Raw genomic sequence first — 13,646 nt, 5'->3', positions numbered from 1 at the left:
CGTCGCCGCCCAGCCACACCGCCATTCCCTCACGAGACCCACGTCCCGAACACGGGTCTCACCCCGCGAAACCGGTCTCGCCACAATCGGCACGAGCCAAGCGCGCAGCAGCGGCCTACTCGCCCTCGCCGAGGTTGTCGGAGACGACCTCGAGTGCGTGGGCGCGCGCCGTGACGGCATCCGCCCCCCGCTCGGTCGTGACGGCGGCCGCGAACACCTCCGCGAACACGAGGTAGGCGACCCGCGAGGTGTGCTCGAGCTCGTCGCGGAAGCTCACGCCGGTCGGAGCGATCACGAGCGACAGCGTCGCCGCCTCGGTCAGCGCCGACGAGGCGAACGACGTCAGCGCGATGACGGTCGCCCCGCCACGCGCAGCGGCTGTCGCGACACGAAGGCTTGCCTCGTTCGCACCGGATCCGCTCACCACCAGGCACACGTCCTCAGCCGTGAGATGCCGGGCGGCGATCTGCTGCGCGATGGCATCCGCGATGAACTCGGCCGATCGCCCCGAGGCCGTGAGCCGCATGGCCAGATCGTTCGCGATCGGTGAAGAGAGGCCGTTCGCGAGCACGAGCAGTCGGCGGGCGGATGCCGCGAGACGCACCGCCTCGCCGACGGCATCTGCGTCGAGCAGACTCGCCAATGCGGGGAGGGATGCCGCGAGGCGGTCGATCTCGCCCCGCATGCGCCCGAGCACACCGGGGCCGTGATCGACCGCAGCGTCTCCCCCGCCGCCGCCGAGTTCTGCGGCGAGCGCGACGCGCAACTGCGGGTATCCGCGGTAGCCGACCGTCTGGCAGGTGCGCACGACTGTCGCGCGCCCGACGCCCGCCCGCTCGGCGAGTTCCTGCGCCGTCCATTCGACGACGGCGTCGGCCGATTCCACGATCAGTTCGGCCACGCGGCGCTCGGCAGGCTGCAGGGTGTTGAGCACCGAGGCGATTCGCACGGTGGGCGGCGCACTAGGAGAGAACACGGGCGCGGGCTCCCTCCATGATGCGGCGACGGATGGCACCGGATGCCCCGTCGATCAGCATCGTCACGACGACGACCACGATGAGCAGAACACCCACCGTCGACCACTCACGGTACTGGGTGTAGGAGGTCAGCATGTCACCGATTCCGCCGACGCCGATCAGACCGAGCACGGCCGACGAGCGCACGTTGATCTCGAAGCGGTACAGCCAGAAAGACCAGAAGGCCGGTTCGGCCTGGGGCCACACGCCCCAGCGGAGCACCTGCAGCGTGCCGCCGCCGGCGGCCCGAGCGGCTTCGATGGGTCCGCGAGGCACGGCCTCGACCGCTTCGTAGCCCCATTTGCCGAGCGTGCCGATGCCGTTGATGGCCAGCGCGAGCGCTCCGGTGAACGGCGTGAGACCGGTGACCGAGAGGATCACGATCGCGATGATGATCTCGGGCACGGCACGGATCAGCGAGAACAGTCCGCGCAGCAGCGCGCGCAGCCAGGCGGGCCCGAACCCGCGAGCGGCGAGCAGGCTCAGCGGGGTGGCGAGCAGGATGCCGAGGATCGTGCCGACCCACGCCATCTCGATGCTGCGCCAGGTCTGCCACAGCGCCTCGGGCAGCTTCTCCCAGTTCGGGCTGCCGAACATCAGCACGGTGTAGCGCACGATCTCGGCGGGGAGGTCGGCGAGGCGGGCCCAGTTGATGTCGATCGACCAGAAGGCCAGCACGACGATGCCGGTGACGAGCAGCCATCCGGCGACGAGCCACGGACGGCGCGGCCTGTCGGGGATGGCCGTGATCGTGGCGGGCGGGGTGAGCACGGTGGTCATACGAGCCTCCGGCGGATCGCGTCGGAGACGAGGTCGATCACGATGACGACGATGAGGATCTCCAGGATGATGAGCGAGAGCTGGTCATAGCGGTAGAAGGTGCGCACGGCGTCGATGAGCAGCCCCATGCCGCCCGCCCCGACGAGCCCGAGCACGGTGGAGGCACGCACGTTCAGCTCGAAGACGTAGAGCGTCTGGTTGGCGAATGCGGGCCAGGCGTCGGGCAGGGCCAGTGTGCGGTTGATCTTGGCCTGGGTGGCTCCGACCGCTCGACCTGCTTCGATCGGACCGCGATCGTTCGTGTCTATGGCTTCGGACACGAGCTTGACGATGATGCCGACGTTGAAGAGCAGCAGTGCCAGGATGCCGGGGAGCGCGCCGACGCCCACCATCGCGACGAGGATCGCCGCGTACAGCAGGTCGGGCACGCTGCGGATGACGTTGAGGATGCCGCGCACCGCGATGCGCGCAGGGGCGTTCGGGTTGGTCGCGCGTGCCGCCCAGAAGCTGAGGGGCAGGGACACGGCAGCGCCGATCGCCGTCGCGATGACCGCCATCTGCAACGTCTCGATGAGCGGCGGGAGCGTGCGCGGGAAGAAGCTCCAGTCGGGCAGGAGCAGCTTGACGATCTTGTCGGCGCCGTTCTGCCAGTTGCGTGCGATCGCGCCGAGGTCGACCCCGATGCCGATGCCGGGCAGGCACATGACGACGGTGACCGCGATCACGGCCACGACGATGACAGGCGCCTTCCACGCACCGCGGGGGCGTGGAGGGATGTCGAGCGCGCGGTGCGTGCCTACGACGGGAGGGGTTGTGTCAGTCACGCGTCCAACCGGTCTTCCGGGGTGAGCGAGCGGCCGTAGATGCTCTCGAAGTCGGCATCCGTCGCTCCGATGGCGGGGCCGTCGTAGACGACCTCTCCCGCCCGCATGCCGATCATCCGCGCCCCGTACTCACGGGCGAGGTCGAGCAGGTGCAGGTTGACGACCACGGTGATGCCGAGGTCGCGGTTGATGCGCCGCAGGTCGTTCATCACGCCGTGCGCGGTCGGCGGGTCGAGGCTCGCGACGGGTTCGTCGGCGAGCACGATGCGAGGCTCCTGCGCGAGCGCTCGGGCGATCGCGACACGCTGCTGCTGACCACCCGAGAGATCGGATGCCCGGGAGTGCAGTTTCTGCAGGATGCCGACGCGGTCGAGCGCGTGATACGCGAGCTGCCGGTCGTCTTCGGGATAGGCGCCGAGCAGCGTGCGCCACAGCGGAGTGTGGGCGAGACGCCCGACGAGCACATTCTGCAGCACGCTCGCACGGCCGGCCAGGTTGAAGCCCTGGAAGACCATGCCGATGTCACCGCGCAGTCGCCGGAGCGTGCGCGGCGACGCCCCGCTGACCCGGTGCTCGCCGACGTCGAGGGTGCCGCTCGTCACCGGGACGAGTCCGTTGATGGTGCGGATCAGCGTGGACTTGCCGGAGCCCGAGAGGCCGACGACCACGACCATCTCGCCCGCTGCGATGTCGAGCGAGACGCGGTTGAGGCCGATCGTGCCGTTGGGGTAGCGCACCGTGACGTCGTCGAGGCGGATGGACCACGGCGTGGACGCCGCAGCCGAGGCTGCGACGTCCACGTTGCTGACGAGGTCGGACAATTTACTGGAGCCCCAGAGCCTGCGCGGCGCGGGCGACCACGTCGAGCGACTCGGGGTCGGCCGGCGCGAGCTTGGTGATCGAGTAGATGCTGGTCAGGATCTCGGATCCTTCCTCCGTGTTCGAGAAGTCCTCGAGCGCCTTCGTGATGCGGTCCTGCAGTTCGGGCGACAGGTCGGCCGAGACGGCGACGCCGTCGTTCGGGATCTCCTCGGTCATCGCGAACACGACGACCTTCTCCCCGACGTCGGGGGTGTCCTTCTGCACGATGGTGCGGGCATCCCAGAAGCTGAAGCCGACTTCGGCGTCGCCGTTGTAGACGGCCAGCACCGAGGCGTCGTTCGCCGTGACCGGAATCTGCTGGATGTCGGAATCCGTGTCGAGGCCCGCCTCCTGCAGCGCCAGGATCGGGTAGATGTAGCCGGCGGGCGAGCCGGGGCCGAGCACGGCGACCTTCGCGCCCTCGACCTTGTCGATGCTGTCGAGACCGGCGGGACCGGTCATCGCGTCGGCACCGTTGCAGAACAGCATCCCGTCGCGCTCGACCGGCTCGTCGTCGCAGTACTTGTCGGGGTTGTTCGTCATGAACTGCGCCGGGTAGGTGATGTTGCCGTTGCGCTCGGTCTGCAGCACGACCGACGCGTCGTACATGTCATTCGCCTGCCACAGCTGCAGCGACGGCAGGAAGCCGATCTGGGCCTGTCCCGCACCCATCGCCTCGACGGCGGCCTGATAGTCCTTCGACACGACACCGGTGACCTCGATGCCGAGCTCCTCGGTGAGGTAGTCGGTGAGGGGCGCGGCGGTCTCGACGAGACCGTCCTGGTCCTGCGACGGCACCAGTGCGAGCACCAGGGATTCGGGATCGGCGGCTGGTGCCGCCGAGTCCTCGGGCGCCGCCGTGCTGCTGGAGCAGCCGGCGAGAACGACGGTGAGCAGCGCACCGGCGGCCACGAGGCCCGCGGTGGTGCGGCGGAGGGGGGAGGTACGCATTGTCATCCTTCGATGGGGTGGAAGAGGTGTGTGAAAGGGGAGGTGAAGCTTCAGGGGCGCAGCCACGCGTCGAGCTGAGGGATCAGCGTCGCGAAGTCGGCAGCGCGGTAGGTCGGGGTCGCCGCGGGATCGGGGAAGCCGCCGATCAGGGCGGTCGCATGCCCGCGGGCATGAGCCGGGGCGAGATCGTTGTGCCAGATGTCGCCGATGCTCAGCACTCGGGCGTCGGCAGGCAGGTCGGCCAGGAACGCGTCGAGACCCGCGGGCTTGCGGGCGCTCGTGACGATGCGGTCGAAGAGCCCGGCAAGGCCCAGCACATCCAGCGCCTGGTCGATGCGGATCGCGGGCGCATTGGTGACGAGCACGAGTTCCGCCTCGGGCGCAGCGGCCTCGAGAAAGGCCGCGAGCCCGTCGGGAGCCGTGATCGGCGCGGCGTCTGTCGCGAGCTCTGCGCGGCTCGCGAGGTATGCGGCGCTGAGGAGCCGGGCGTCCGCCCCTCGGGTGACCGCGGCGCGCCGCACCGCGTCATAGCCGTCGAGTGCCTCGCCGTCGGCAGCGGCGAGCGTGGCGCGGATGCCGTCGACGAACCCGTCCCGATCGTCGAGGGCTGCAGCGACCTGCGCCGCGTAGGCGAGCACGGGACCGTCCCCGAGGGCGATCGTGCCGTCGAAGTCGAAGAGGAGAATGGAGTTCACGGAGTTCTTTCCGCATCCGTATTCTGATCTCGCGGACGCTCCGTCCAGCATGCGCAGTGATTGTGGACAGAAAGTCCCAATCATGTGAACGCCGTGTGAACAATCCGTCCACACGAGTCTTGTATCGTGAACGCCGTGTCCGAACTCGACGACCTGACGGCTGCCGCAACCCTGGCCCTGACCGACGCGACAGACTCAGCGAACGTCGGCATCGACAGCCTCCCCTGGCTCGCCGCCTCGATCGACGACGACCGCGCGCACGGACGGTTCGACGCCTGGGGGCGGTCGACGGTGATCGATGAGAACGTCGGCGCACCCGTGATCACACGCGCACTGTTCGATCAGCTGCACCGCCGAGCCGGCATCCACGCCACCTGGCCGATCGGCAATGCCGGACTCCTGCACTGCTACGGCTACCTGCTCTCGCTCGTCGAGACTCCCTACGGGCTCAAACGGGATCGATGGATCGGCAGCATCCTCGCCGACGCCTGTGACCTCTCCCCCGACGCGTTCCTCCCCTGGAACCCGGGCCCCACGCTGCTCGCCAGGGCCGCTGCGGTGGCCGCCCGGATCCTCGCGACCCCCGCGTCAACCGGTCGCGTCGATGGTCGGAGCGTCGAACTCGGACTCAGCCGCTCACACCAAAAGGCAGCCCTGGCCTATGCGGTCGCCTCCTCCCCCACCTCTCCGCCACTACTCATCACGCTGTTCCCCGTGGCCGACGCGGGCGCCACCCTCGCCCAGTTCGAGGCCACCCCTCTCCTGCGCTGGAATGCCGCCTGACCGATCTGTATATTGCATTTTGCTGACTGTCGTCATAGTTTCGCAATAGCGGTCACCGCAGACCGCATCCACCCGACGCACTGTCGCGTCATCGCGAAGGAGACGACGTTGTCTGCCACTTCACCGATCACCTCCCCCGACACCGCGTGGCCCGTGCCTCGCGCGGTCACACGCATCGTGCTGCTCAGCTGCTGGCTCGCGATCCTCGCCGACGGGTACGACATCGGGGTGATCGGCGCCGTACTCCCCGCACTCGCCGAGGACTCCGCCTGGGCACTGAGCCCCGTCGAACTCGGAGGCCTCGCATCCTGGGCGCTCGTCGGGATGCTCATCGGCGCACTCTTCATCGGCACTCTCAGCGACCGCGTCGGCCGCAAGCGCATGCTGCTGGTCTCGATGGCGATCTTCACAGTCATGCAGCTCGGCGCCGCGCTCGCGCCGACGCCGGAGATCTTCGGCCTGTTCCGGTTCTTGGGCGGACTCGGCATGGGCGGCGTGATTCCGGTCGCCGCCGCCCTCACGATCGAGTTCTCCGCGCCGAGGCGGCGAGCCCTCAACTACGGCATCATGTACTCCGGCTACTCGCTCGGAATCGTCGTCGCCGCGCTCGTCGCGATGGCGCTGCTCCCACATCTCGGCTGGCGATGGGTGATCGCCGTCGGCGCGTTCCCGATTCTCCTGCTCCCGATCATCGCCAAGGTGCTTCCCGAGTCGCTCGAGTCGCTCGAGAACCGCGGACGCCATGACCGGGCGGTGGCTCAGGCAGAACGACTCGGCATCGACCCCTACATCCCCGCAGCACGGCCCGAGGTGAAGCCCGGAGAGCGGATTCCGTGGCACAGCATCCTGCAGCAGCTGTTCTCACGCCGATACCTGCGCTCGACGGTGTTCCTGTGGATCTCGCTGTTCGCCGGCCTGCTGCTCGTGTACGGGCTCAACTCGTGGCTGCCGTCGATCATGCGCGCCGCGGGGTATGACCTCGGCCCCGCACTGACGTTCCTGATGGTGTTCAGTCTCGCCTCGGCGGTGGGCGGTCTGGTGCTCGGCCATCTGGCGGATCGCTTCGGGTCGAAGCCCGTGCTCGTCATCTTCTACGCGCTCGGCGGCGTCGCCTGCCTGCTCATGATGTTCCCGAACTCGATGCTGTTGAACCTCGTGTTCGTCGCGATCTCCGGCGTCGGGTCGATCTCGACGTCGCTCGTACTGACCGCGTACATCACCGATTACTACCCGGCCTCCGTGCGCGCCACCGCCGCCGGGTGGGCGCTGAGCTTCGCCCGCATCGGCGCGATCATGGGGCCGATGGTCGGTGGCTGGCTGGCGTCGATGGCGATCGGGGTCGAGTGGAACTTCGTGGCCTTCGCGATCGTGGCACTGCTCGCAGCGGTCGCCGTGTCGCTCGTGCCGAAGAAGCCCACCGCGCTCGTGTGAGCGGCGCCGGTCCGCATCGTGCGAGATCGTCACTCTTGCACGATGCGGGTCGCGTCTCAGGGGCGTGAGTCCAGCGCATCCAGAAGGTCGACTGCCGTTCCCGTGAACTCGGGGCCGTGCCCGGGGAAGATTCTCGATTCGGTGAGCCCGCGCAGCCTCTCGAGGCTGATTCGAGTGCGCGGGGCATCGTCACTGAACGGCGCGAGCCGCGCTCCCGCAGCCCCTGTGAGCACATGCCGGGTGGTGATCGCATCGCCGAGGAAGAGCGCGTCGACCGCAGGCACTCGGATCGCGGCCGAGCCGCCCGTGTGACCGGGGATCGCGATGATCTCGGGAGCGCCCGGCAGATCGAGCACGTCACCGTCGGCCATCGGCACGACCGACGACGGACGTCGGGTGCGCAATGCTCCTCGACGCAGACCCGTCCAGAGGAATCTCAACGTCGGCCCGATCCGCCAGGCGTCGGCCTTCACCCCGCGCGGCGGAACAGCACCGGTCGCGAGTTCGACATCGGCTTCGAGAATGTGGGCCGGAATGCCGTGCCGCGCGCGCAGCTCCTCGGCGATGCCGATGTGATCGGTATCGCCGTGCGTCAGCACGACGCCCCGGATGTCGTCGAGCGAACACCCGACTCCGGCGAGCGCTGCGGTGAGAATGCCGAGATCTCCCGAGAGTCCGGCATCGATGAGGGTGATGCCGTCGTCGGTGACGATCGCGTGGATGGCGATGATGTCGTCGCCGATACGGAGAAGCTGAGCTGTCATGTTAGCTACAGTACATAGCCTTGATGGCTACAGTCAATAGCTTTATGCTGAGAACATGCCCGCACCGCAGAGAGTCAGCACTCCCGCGCTCGTCGCCGCCGTCCGTACGATCGCCGAACGGGACGGGGTGGATGCCGTCACCATGAGCGCGGTCGCGACAGCCGTCGGCGTGCGCGCACCCAGCCTCTACAAGCGCGCCGCGAACCGACATGACCTCCTGCGACTCGCGGCGGACGACGCGGCGGCGGAGCTGGGTGCCGCCATCGACGAGGTCGTCGAGAAGTCGACCGATGCTCGCGAGATTCTCTCCGGTGTCGCCCGCGCGCTGCGCGCCTTCGCGACGCGCTCCCCTCGCGTCACCACCCTCCTGTTCAACTCACCGAGCCCCGATGCGACCCCCTCGCAGGAGACGCTCGCCCCGATGATGTCCACCCTGCTCGGCGCGGTGAACGCTCTCACGACAGCCGACCCGCTCCCCGTCGCCCGCACGCTCACGGCCTGGGCGTACGGTTTCTGCATGATGGAGCAGAACGGCGGATTCCGTCAGGGCGGCGACGTCGACGAGGCGTTCGACCTCGGTCTCGAGATCGTTCTGCGCGGCATCGAGGCCTGAGACCCCGCGCACTCAGCGCGGCGCGTGCGCCTCGAGGAACTCGTAGACGTCTGTGGTGTCGACCCCGGGGAAGGCCCCCGTCGGCAAGGTCGCAAGCAGGGTACGCGGAGTCCTGACGTTCGGCCAGGAGTTCTCGCGCCACCGCCCCTCGAGCTCTGCCGGAGCCCTGCGACAGCACACCTCGACCGAGTGCTTCGAGACTCCGCGATGCGCGGTGTCACGACCGACGAACCACTTCGTGTCGTCGAAGCGCACGCCGACGCTGACCGAATGCAGCCCTTCGCTCGACGCTTCGACGCGGGCCGTGCACCAGTACGTCCCGTTCCCTGTGTCGGTGTACTGGTAGTACGGATTGAAGCGGTCGTCCTCGTCGAACACGACGCGGCTGGTCCAGCGTCGGCAGCACATCTGGCCTTCGATCGCCCCCAGCCGATCGGTCGGGAAGTTCACGTCGTCGTTCTCGTACGCCTTCGTGATCGTGCCCGACTCGTGCACCTTGAGGAAGTGCACGGGGATGTCGAGATGACGGGTCGCGAGGTTCGTGAAGCGGTGCGCGGCGGTCTCGTACGAGACCGAGTACGCATCGCGCAGATCCTCGATCGAGATGGCCCTGCGTGATTTCGCATCCTTCAACGCGGGCACCACGTGGGCCTCGGGGACCAGCAGCGCCCCGGTGAGGTAGTTGGTCTCCACGCGCTGGCGCAGGAACTCGGCATAGCTGCGCGGCTCGGAGTGCCCGAGGATGCGACTCGACAGCGCCTGCAGCACAGCGGTGCGCGCATCACCCTTGGCCGGGACGCTGCTCGACAGGTACAGCCGCCCATGGGCGAGATCGGCCACACTGCGCGTGGTCTGCGGCAGATCGGGTGCGTAGTGGAGGGTGAAGCCGAGGTAGGCGGCGATCTCGGATGCCGTCCGCTGGGTCAGCGGGCCGCCGGGGTGCCCGACTGCAGCGAGGATCTCGGCCGCCTTCTGTTCGAGGTCGGCGAAATGGTTGTCCTGCCGACGCATCAGGTGACGCAGCTCGACATTGGCGCGGCGGGCCTCCTCCGGCGTGGCAGCGCGCTCGTCCTTGAGCCGATCGATCTCGCCGTGCAGAGCGAGCAGCGCCTTCAGGGCCTCCGTCGGCATGCTCTTGGCGATCCGGAACGGCTCGATCCCGAGCGCCTGGAACGTCTGCCCCTTCATGGCGCGTTCGAGGGCGATCTCGATCGCGCTGCGCTCGTCGAGCGGCTCGCCCTCGAGCAGCGCGTCGATGGTGACCCCGAGTGCCCGCGCGATCGCCTGCAGCTGGGTGAGCTTGGGCTCGCGCTTGCCCGTCTCGATCATCGACATCTGACTCGGGGCCCGATCGACGGCCGCCGCGAGGTCGTCGAGGGTCATCCCGCGCGCCGTGCGCAGCTGACGGATGCGTCGCCCGATCGTGAGGGCGTCGGCGTCTTGCGCCTCAGAGATCTGGGTCCCTGAGCTTGTCGAAGGGCTCATGGGGCCGATTCTGTCACAGAAACAGAATTTTCTATGATCTTCACCCGTCGAACGGTCGGTCGAGGCCGACTTCTTCACCCACAGTGGAAACACGCCACCCGGCTTCACGGTCCGGGCATCCAACGGAGGAGACACCATGACGAACACCGCTCAGAACCAGGCACCTCGACCCGCAGGTCTGCGCGCTGGCGACCAGGTTCAGACGGCCGCCGAGCTCCGGGAGATCTGGGAGACCGATCCCCGTTGGGACGGCGTCGAGCGCACCTACTCGGCCGAAGACGTCATCCGCATCCGGGGGTCGGTGCGCGAGGACTCGACCCTCGCCCACCGCGGAGCCGAGAACCTCTGGAACCTTCTGCACACCGAGGACTACGTGCGGGCGCTCGGCGCCTACACCGGTGGCCAGGCCGTGCAGCAGGTGCGTGCGGGACTCAAGGCGATCTACCTCTCGGGCTGGCAGGTCGCGGCCGACGGCAACCTCGCCGGGCAGACCTACCCCGACCAGTCGCTGTACCCGGCCAACTCGGTGCCGGCGGTCGTGCGTCGCATCAACAACGCGTTGATCCGACAGGACCAGCTCGAGCACGCCGAGGGCGACGTCACCCAGGACTGGCTCGCCCCGATCGTCGCCGATGCCGAGGCCGGGTTCGGCGGGCCGCTCAACGCCTACGAGCTCGCGCAGTCGCTGATCCAGGCGGGCGCCGCCGCGATCCACTGGGAAGACCAGCTCGCGAGCGAGAAGAAGTGCGGTCACCTCGGCGGCAAGGTGCTCGTGCCCACGCAGCAGCACATCCGCACGCTGAACGCGGCACGCCTCGCGGCCGACGTGGCAGGTGTCCCGACGGTCATCATCGCCCGGACGGATGCTCTCGCCGCCGACCTGCTCACCAGCGACGTCGACGAGCGCGATCAGCAGTTCACCACCGGCGAGCGCACGACCGAGGGCTTCTACCGCATCCGCCCCGGCATCGAGTCGGTCATCAGCCGCGGACTCGCGTTCGCGCCATACGCCGATCTGCTGTGGGTCGAGACGGGTGAGCCCGACATCGAGCTGGCCCGGGCGTTTGCCGCAGCCGTCCACGCGCAGTTCCCGGGCAAGCTGCTCGCCTACAACTGCTCCCCGAGCTTCAACTGGAAGCGCCACCTGTCGGACGCCGAGATCGCGACGTTCCAGCAGGAGCTGGCTGACCTGGGCTACAAGTTCCAGTTCATCACGCTCGCCGGCTTCCACGCCCTGAACCACTCGATGTTCGACCTCGCCCGCGGTTACGCCGAGCGCGCCATGAGCGCGTACGTCGAGCTGCAGGAGGCCGAGTTCGCCGCCGAGGCGAACGGCTACACCGCCACCAAGCACCAGCGCGAGGCGGGCACCGGCTACTTCGACGTCATCTCCACCGCGCTCAACCCCGACAGCGCGACCCTCGCCCTCGCAGGCTCCACCGAAGCCGCGCAGTTCCACTAAGCCGCACCGCGTTTCGTCTCAGTGCTCCGCTCCTCGCTCAACGACCGAGACCATCCGCACCTCGCTCACCGACCGAGACCATCCGCTCCTCGCTCACCGACCGAGACCATCCGCTCCTCGCTCAACGACCGAGACCCCGGTCGTTGAGCGAGGACGGCGAAGCCGACCGAGACGAAACGCACGCACCCACGTAAAGGACTCAGATCATGACCATTCCCACTGCACCCCCGACCACCGCTCCGATCCAGACGACGCAGCAGGGCCCGGCGATCACCGTCACCGGTCCCCAGCGCGAGCGCTACGACGAGATCCTCACCCCCGAGGCGATCGCGTTCCTCACCGAGCTGCACCACCGGTTCGCCTCTCGTCGCCACGACCGGCTGGCAGACCGCATGCGCCGCCGGTTCGAGATCGGCAACGGCCACGACCCCCGGTTCCGCGACGACACCGCGCACATCCGCCAGGATGCCGAGTGGCGCGTGGCCGGTGCAGGCCCCGGCCTCGAGGACCGCCGCGTCGAGATCACGGGTCCGACCGACCCGAAGATGACGATCAACGCGCTCAACTCGGGAGCTCGCGTCTGGCTCGCCGACCAGGAGGATGCGACGAGCCCCACATGGAAGAACGTCATCGAGGGACAGCTGTCGCTCCGCGACGCGATCCGCGGCGAGCTCTCCTTCACGGGCCAGGCGACCGAGCAGGGCCCCGGCAAGGAGTACCGCGTCACCGCCGAGCGCACGCCCACGATCGTGATGCGTCCCCGCGGGTGGCACCTGCCGGAGAAGCACGTGCAGTTCACCGACCGGGCGGGGCGCCGCACCGCGGCATCCGGCTCGCTCGTGGACTTCGGCCTCTACTTCTTCCACAATGCGACCGAGCTCATCGCGAACGGCCGCGGCCCGTACTTCTACATCGCGAAGCTGGAGTCGAGCGAAGAGGCGAAGCTGTGGGACGACGTGTTCTCGTTCAGTGAGGAGTACATCGGCATCCCGCACGGCACGATCCGCGCCACCGTGCTCATCGAGACGCTGCCCGCGGCGTTCGAGATGGACGAGATCCTCTACGAGCTGCGCGATCACTGCGCCGGCCTCAACGCCGGACGCTGGGACTACATCTTCTCGATCATCAAGAACTACCGCGGCCGCGGCGCACGGTTCGTGCTCCCCGATCGCAGTGAGGTCACGATGACGGTGCCGTTCATGCGGGCCTACACCGAGCTGCTCGTGCAGACCTGCCACAAGCGGGGCGCCTACGCGATCGGCGGCATGAGCGCGTTCATACCGAACCGTCGCGACCCCGAGGTCACCGCACGGGCGTTCGAGAAGGTCTCGGCCGACAAGAAGCGCGAAGCCGGCGACGGGTTCGACGGCACCTGGGTGGCTCACCCCGACCTGATCCCCACCGCGCAGGCCGAGTTCGACGCGGTGCTGGGCGACCGGCCGAACCAGCTCGATCGTCAGCGCCCCGAGGTCACGGTGACCGCGGCTCAGCTGCTCGATGTGCATATCGGACGCCCGATCACTGCTCGGGGCGTGCGCGACAACGTCTCGGTGGCGATCCGCTACCTCGAAGCATGGCTGCGGGGCCTCGGCGCGGTCGCGATCGACAACCTGATGGAGGATGCCGCGACCGCCGAGATCAGCCGCTCACAGGTGTGGCAGTGGATCCACCAGGACCGCACCACCGAAGACGGCACGCCGATCACCGCCGAGTACATCGAAAGCCTGATCCGCGATGTGCTCGCCCAGGCGACACGGTCGGCCGACGACCGTTTCGACGACGCGGCATCCGTCTTCCGTGACGTCGCCCTGCAGGAGGAGTTCCCGGCGTTCCTGACGCTCGGCGCCTACAGCCGGTTCCTCGTCGACGAGGACTGACTCGCACTGCACAGAAGCCCCTCGGATGCCGCGATCCGGCGTCCGAGGGGCCTCCGTCATGAGGCCCTGTGGATAACCGCATCGCGTGTCGCCTCCGGGTTCTA

General features: G+C 68.4%; 13 protein-coding genes. 5 read left to right on the top strand and 8 right to left on the bottom strand.

Annotated elements, in window-relative coordinates; all coding sequences use genetic code 11:
- Positions 1–115: 115 nt before the first annotated feature.
- From ACZZZN_RS01975 to ACZZZN_RS01950, 6 genes are read right to left on the bottom strand one after another with little or no spacing between them, the layout of a single operon-like run.
- Positions 116–976 carry a MurR/RpiR family transcriptional regulator gene (locus tag ACZZZN_RS01975; protein ID WP_463503567.1) on the bottom strand — a complete coding sequence of 287 codons (861 nt, stop codon included), beginning with the start codon at positions 974–976 and terminating at the stop codon, positions 116–118.
- The gene (gene phnE / locus ACZZZN_RS01970) at positions 963–1,796 is read right to left on the bottom strand and encodes a phosphonate ABC transporter, permease protein PhnE (protein WP_463503566.1); all 834 of its coding nucleotides are present in this window, start codon (positions 1,794–1,796) and stop codon (positions 963–965) included. The genes ACZZZN_RS01975 and phnE (ACZZZN_RS01970) overlap by 14 nt, the downstream gene beginning before the upstream one ends.
- Positions 1,793–2,620 (bottom strand): phosphonate ABC transporter, permease protein PhnE, encoded by an 828-nt coding sequence (gene phnE, locus ACZZZN_RS01965; protein WP_463503565.1) that lies wholly within the window; start codon positions 2,618–2,620, stop codon positions 1,793–1,795. Before phnE (ACZZZN_RS01965) ends, phnE (ACZZZN_RS01970) begins: the two co-directional genes overlap by 4 nt.
- Positions 2,617–3,441: a phosphonate ABC transporter ATP-binding protein gene (gene phnC / locus ACZZZN_RS01960; RefSeq protein ID WP_463503564.1), complete on the bottom strand. Its 825-nt coding sequence runs from the start codon at positions 3,439–3,441 to the stop codon at positions 2,617–2,619. The genes phnE (ACZZZN_RS01965) and phnC overlap by 4 nt, the downstream gene beginning before the upstream one ends.
- Position 3,442: 1 nt before the next feature.
- Positions 3,443–4,432: a phosphate/phosphite/phosphonate ABC transporter substrate-binding protein gene (locus ACZZZN_RS01955; RefSeq protein WP_463503563.1), complete on the bottom strand. Its 990-nt coding sequence runs from the start codon at positions 4,430–4,432 to the stop codon at positions 3,443–3,445.
- Positions 4,433–4,482: 50 nt separating this feature from the next.
- Positions 4,483–5,127, bottom strand: coding sequence for an HAD family hydrolase (locus ACZZZN_RS01950; protein WP_463503562.1), 645 nt, complete (start codon positions 5,125–5,127; stop codon positions 4,483–4,485).
- Positions 5,128–5,253: 126 nt separating this feature from the next.
- Between ACZZZN_RS01950 and ACZZZN_RS01945 the strand changes: the two genes are divergently transcribed.
- The gene (locus tag ACZZZN_RS01945; RefSeq protein WP_463503561.1) at positions 5,254–5,910 is read left to right on the top strand and encodes an amino acid deaminase; all 657 of its coding nucleotides are present in this window, start codon (positions 5,254–5,256) and stop codon (positions 5,908–5,910) included.
- Between the two features lie 108 nt (positions 5,911–6,018).
- On the top strand, positions 6,019–7,341 hold the full coding sequence (locus tag ACZZZN_RS01940; RefSeq protein WP_463503560.1) for an MFS transporter: 1,323 nt from the start codon (positions 6,019–6,021) through the stop codon (positions 7,339–7,341).
- A 56-nt stretch (positions 7,342–7,397) separates the two neighbouring features.
- Here the strand turns inward: ACZZZN_RS01940 and ACZZZN_RS01935 are convergent, their stop codons facing one another.
- The gene (locus ACZZZN_RS01935; protein ID WP_463503559.1) at positions 7,398–8,105 is read right to left on the bottom strand and encodes an MBL fold metallo-hydrolase; all 708 of its coding nucleotides are present in this window, start codon (positions 8,103–8,105) and stop codon (positions 7,398–7,400) included.
- 55 nt (positions 8,106–8,160) lie between these two features.
- Here ACZZZN_RS01935 and ACZZZN_RS01930 point away from each other — a divergent pair, with 55 nt between their 5' ends.
- Positions 8,161–8,718, top strand: coding sequence for a TetR/AcrR family transcriptional regulator (locus ACZZZN_RS01930; RefSeq protein ID WP_463503558.1), 558 nt, complete (start codon positions 8,161–8,163; stop codon positions 8,716–8,718).
- A 12-nt stretch (positions 8,719–8,730) separates the two neighbouring features.
- Here the strand turns inward: ACZZZN_RS01930 and ACZZZN_RS01925 are convergent, their stop codons facing one another.
- Complete coding sequence (locus ACZZZN_RS01925; RefSeq protein ID WP_463503557.1) at positions 8,731–10,203, bottom strand: helix-turn-helix domain-containing protein; 1,473 nt, start codon at positions 10,201–10,203, stop codon at positions 8,731–8,733.
- A 136-nt stretch (positions 10,204–10,339) separates the two neighbouring features.
- Here ACZZZN_RS01925 and aceA point away from each other — a divergent pair, with 136 nt between their 5' ends.
- Both aceA and aceB read left to right on the top strand, forming a co-directional pair.
- Positions 10,340–11,665 carry an isocitrate lyase gene (gene aceA / locus ACZZZN_RS01920; protein WP_463503556.1) on the top strand — a complete coding sequence of 442 codons (1,326 nt, stop codon included), beginning with the start codon at positions 10,340–10,342 and terminating at the stop codon, positions 11,663–11,665.
- Between the two features lie 206 nt (positions 11,666–11,871).
- Positions 11,872–13,542, top strand: coding sequence for a malate synthase A (gene aceB / locus ACZZZN_RS01915; protein WP_463503555.1), 1,671 nt, complete (start codon positions 11,872–11,874; stop codon positions 13,540–13,542).
- The last annotated feature ends 104 nt before the right edge of the window (positions 13,543–13,646 follow it).

This window comes from Microbacterium sp. AC145 (assembly GCF_979258505.1).
This window is presented reverse-complemented; position numbering and strand designations above follow the sequence as displayed.

Excerpts from the sequence above, each read along its gene's own strand:
- phnE (WP_463503566.1), bottom strand. The coding sequence starts at position 1,796 with ATGACCACCGTGCTCACCCCGCCCGCCACGATCACGGCCATCCCCGAC.
- ACZZZN_RS01955 (WP_463503563.1), bottom strand. The coding sequence starts at position 4,432 with ATGCGTACCTCCCCCCTCCGCCGCACCACCGCGGGCCTCGTGGCCGCC.
- ACZZZN_RS01935 (WP_463503559.1), bottom strand. The coding sequence starts at position 8,105 with ATGACAGCTCAGCTTCTCCGTATCGGCGACGACATCATCGCCATCCAC.
- ACZZZN_RS01930 (WP_463503558.1), top strand. The coding sequence starts at position 8,161 with ATGCCCGCACCGCAGAGAGTCAGCACTCCCGCGCTCGTCGCCGCCGTC.
- ACZZZN_RS01925 (WP_463503557.1), bottom strand. The coding sequence starts at position 10,203 with ATGAGCCCTTCGACAAGCTCAGGGACCCAGATCTCTGAGGCGCAAGAC.
- aceA (WP_463503556.1), top strand. The coding sequence starts at position 10,340 with ATGACGAACACCGCTCAGAACCAGGCACCTCGACCCGCAGGTCTGCGC.
- aceB (WP_463503555.1), top strand. The coding sequence starts at position 11,872 with ATGACCATTCCCACTGCACCCCCGACCACCGCTCCGATCCAGACGACG.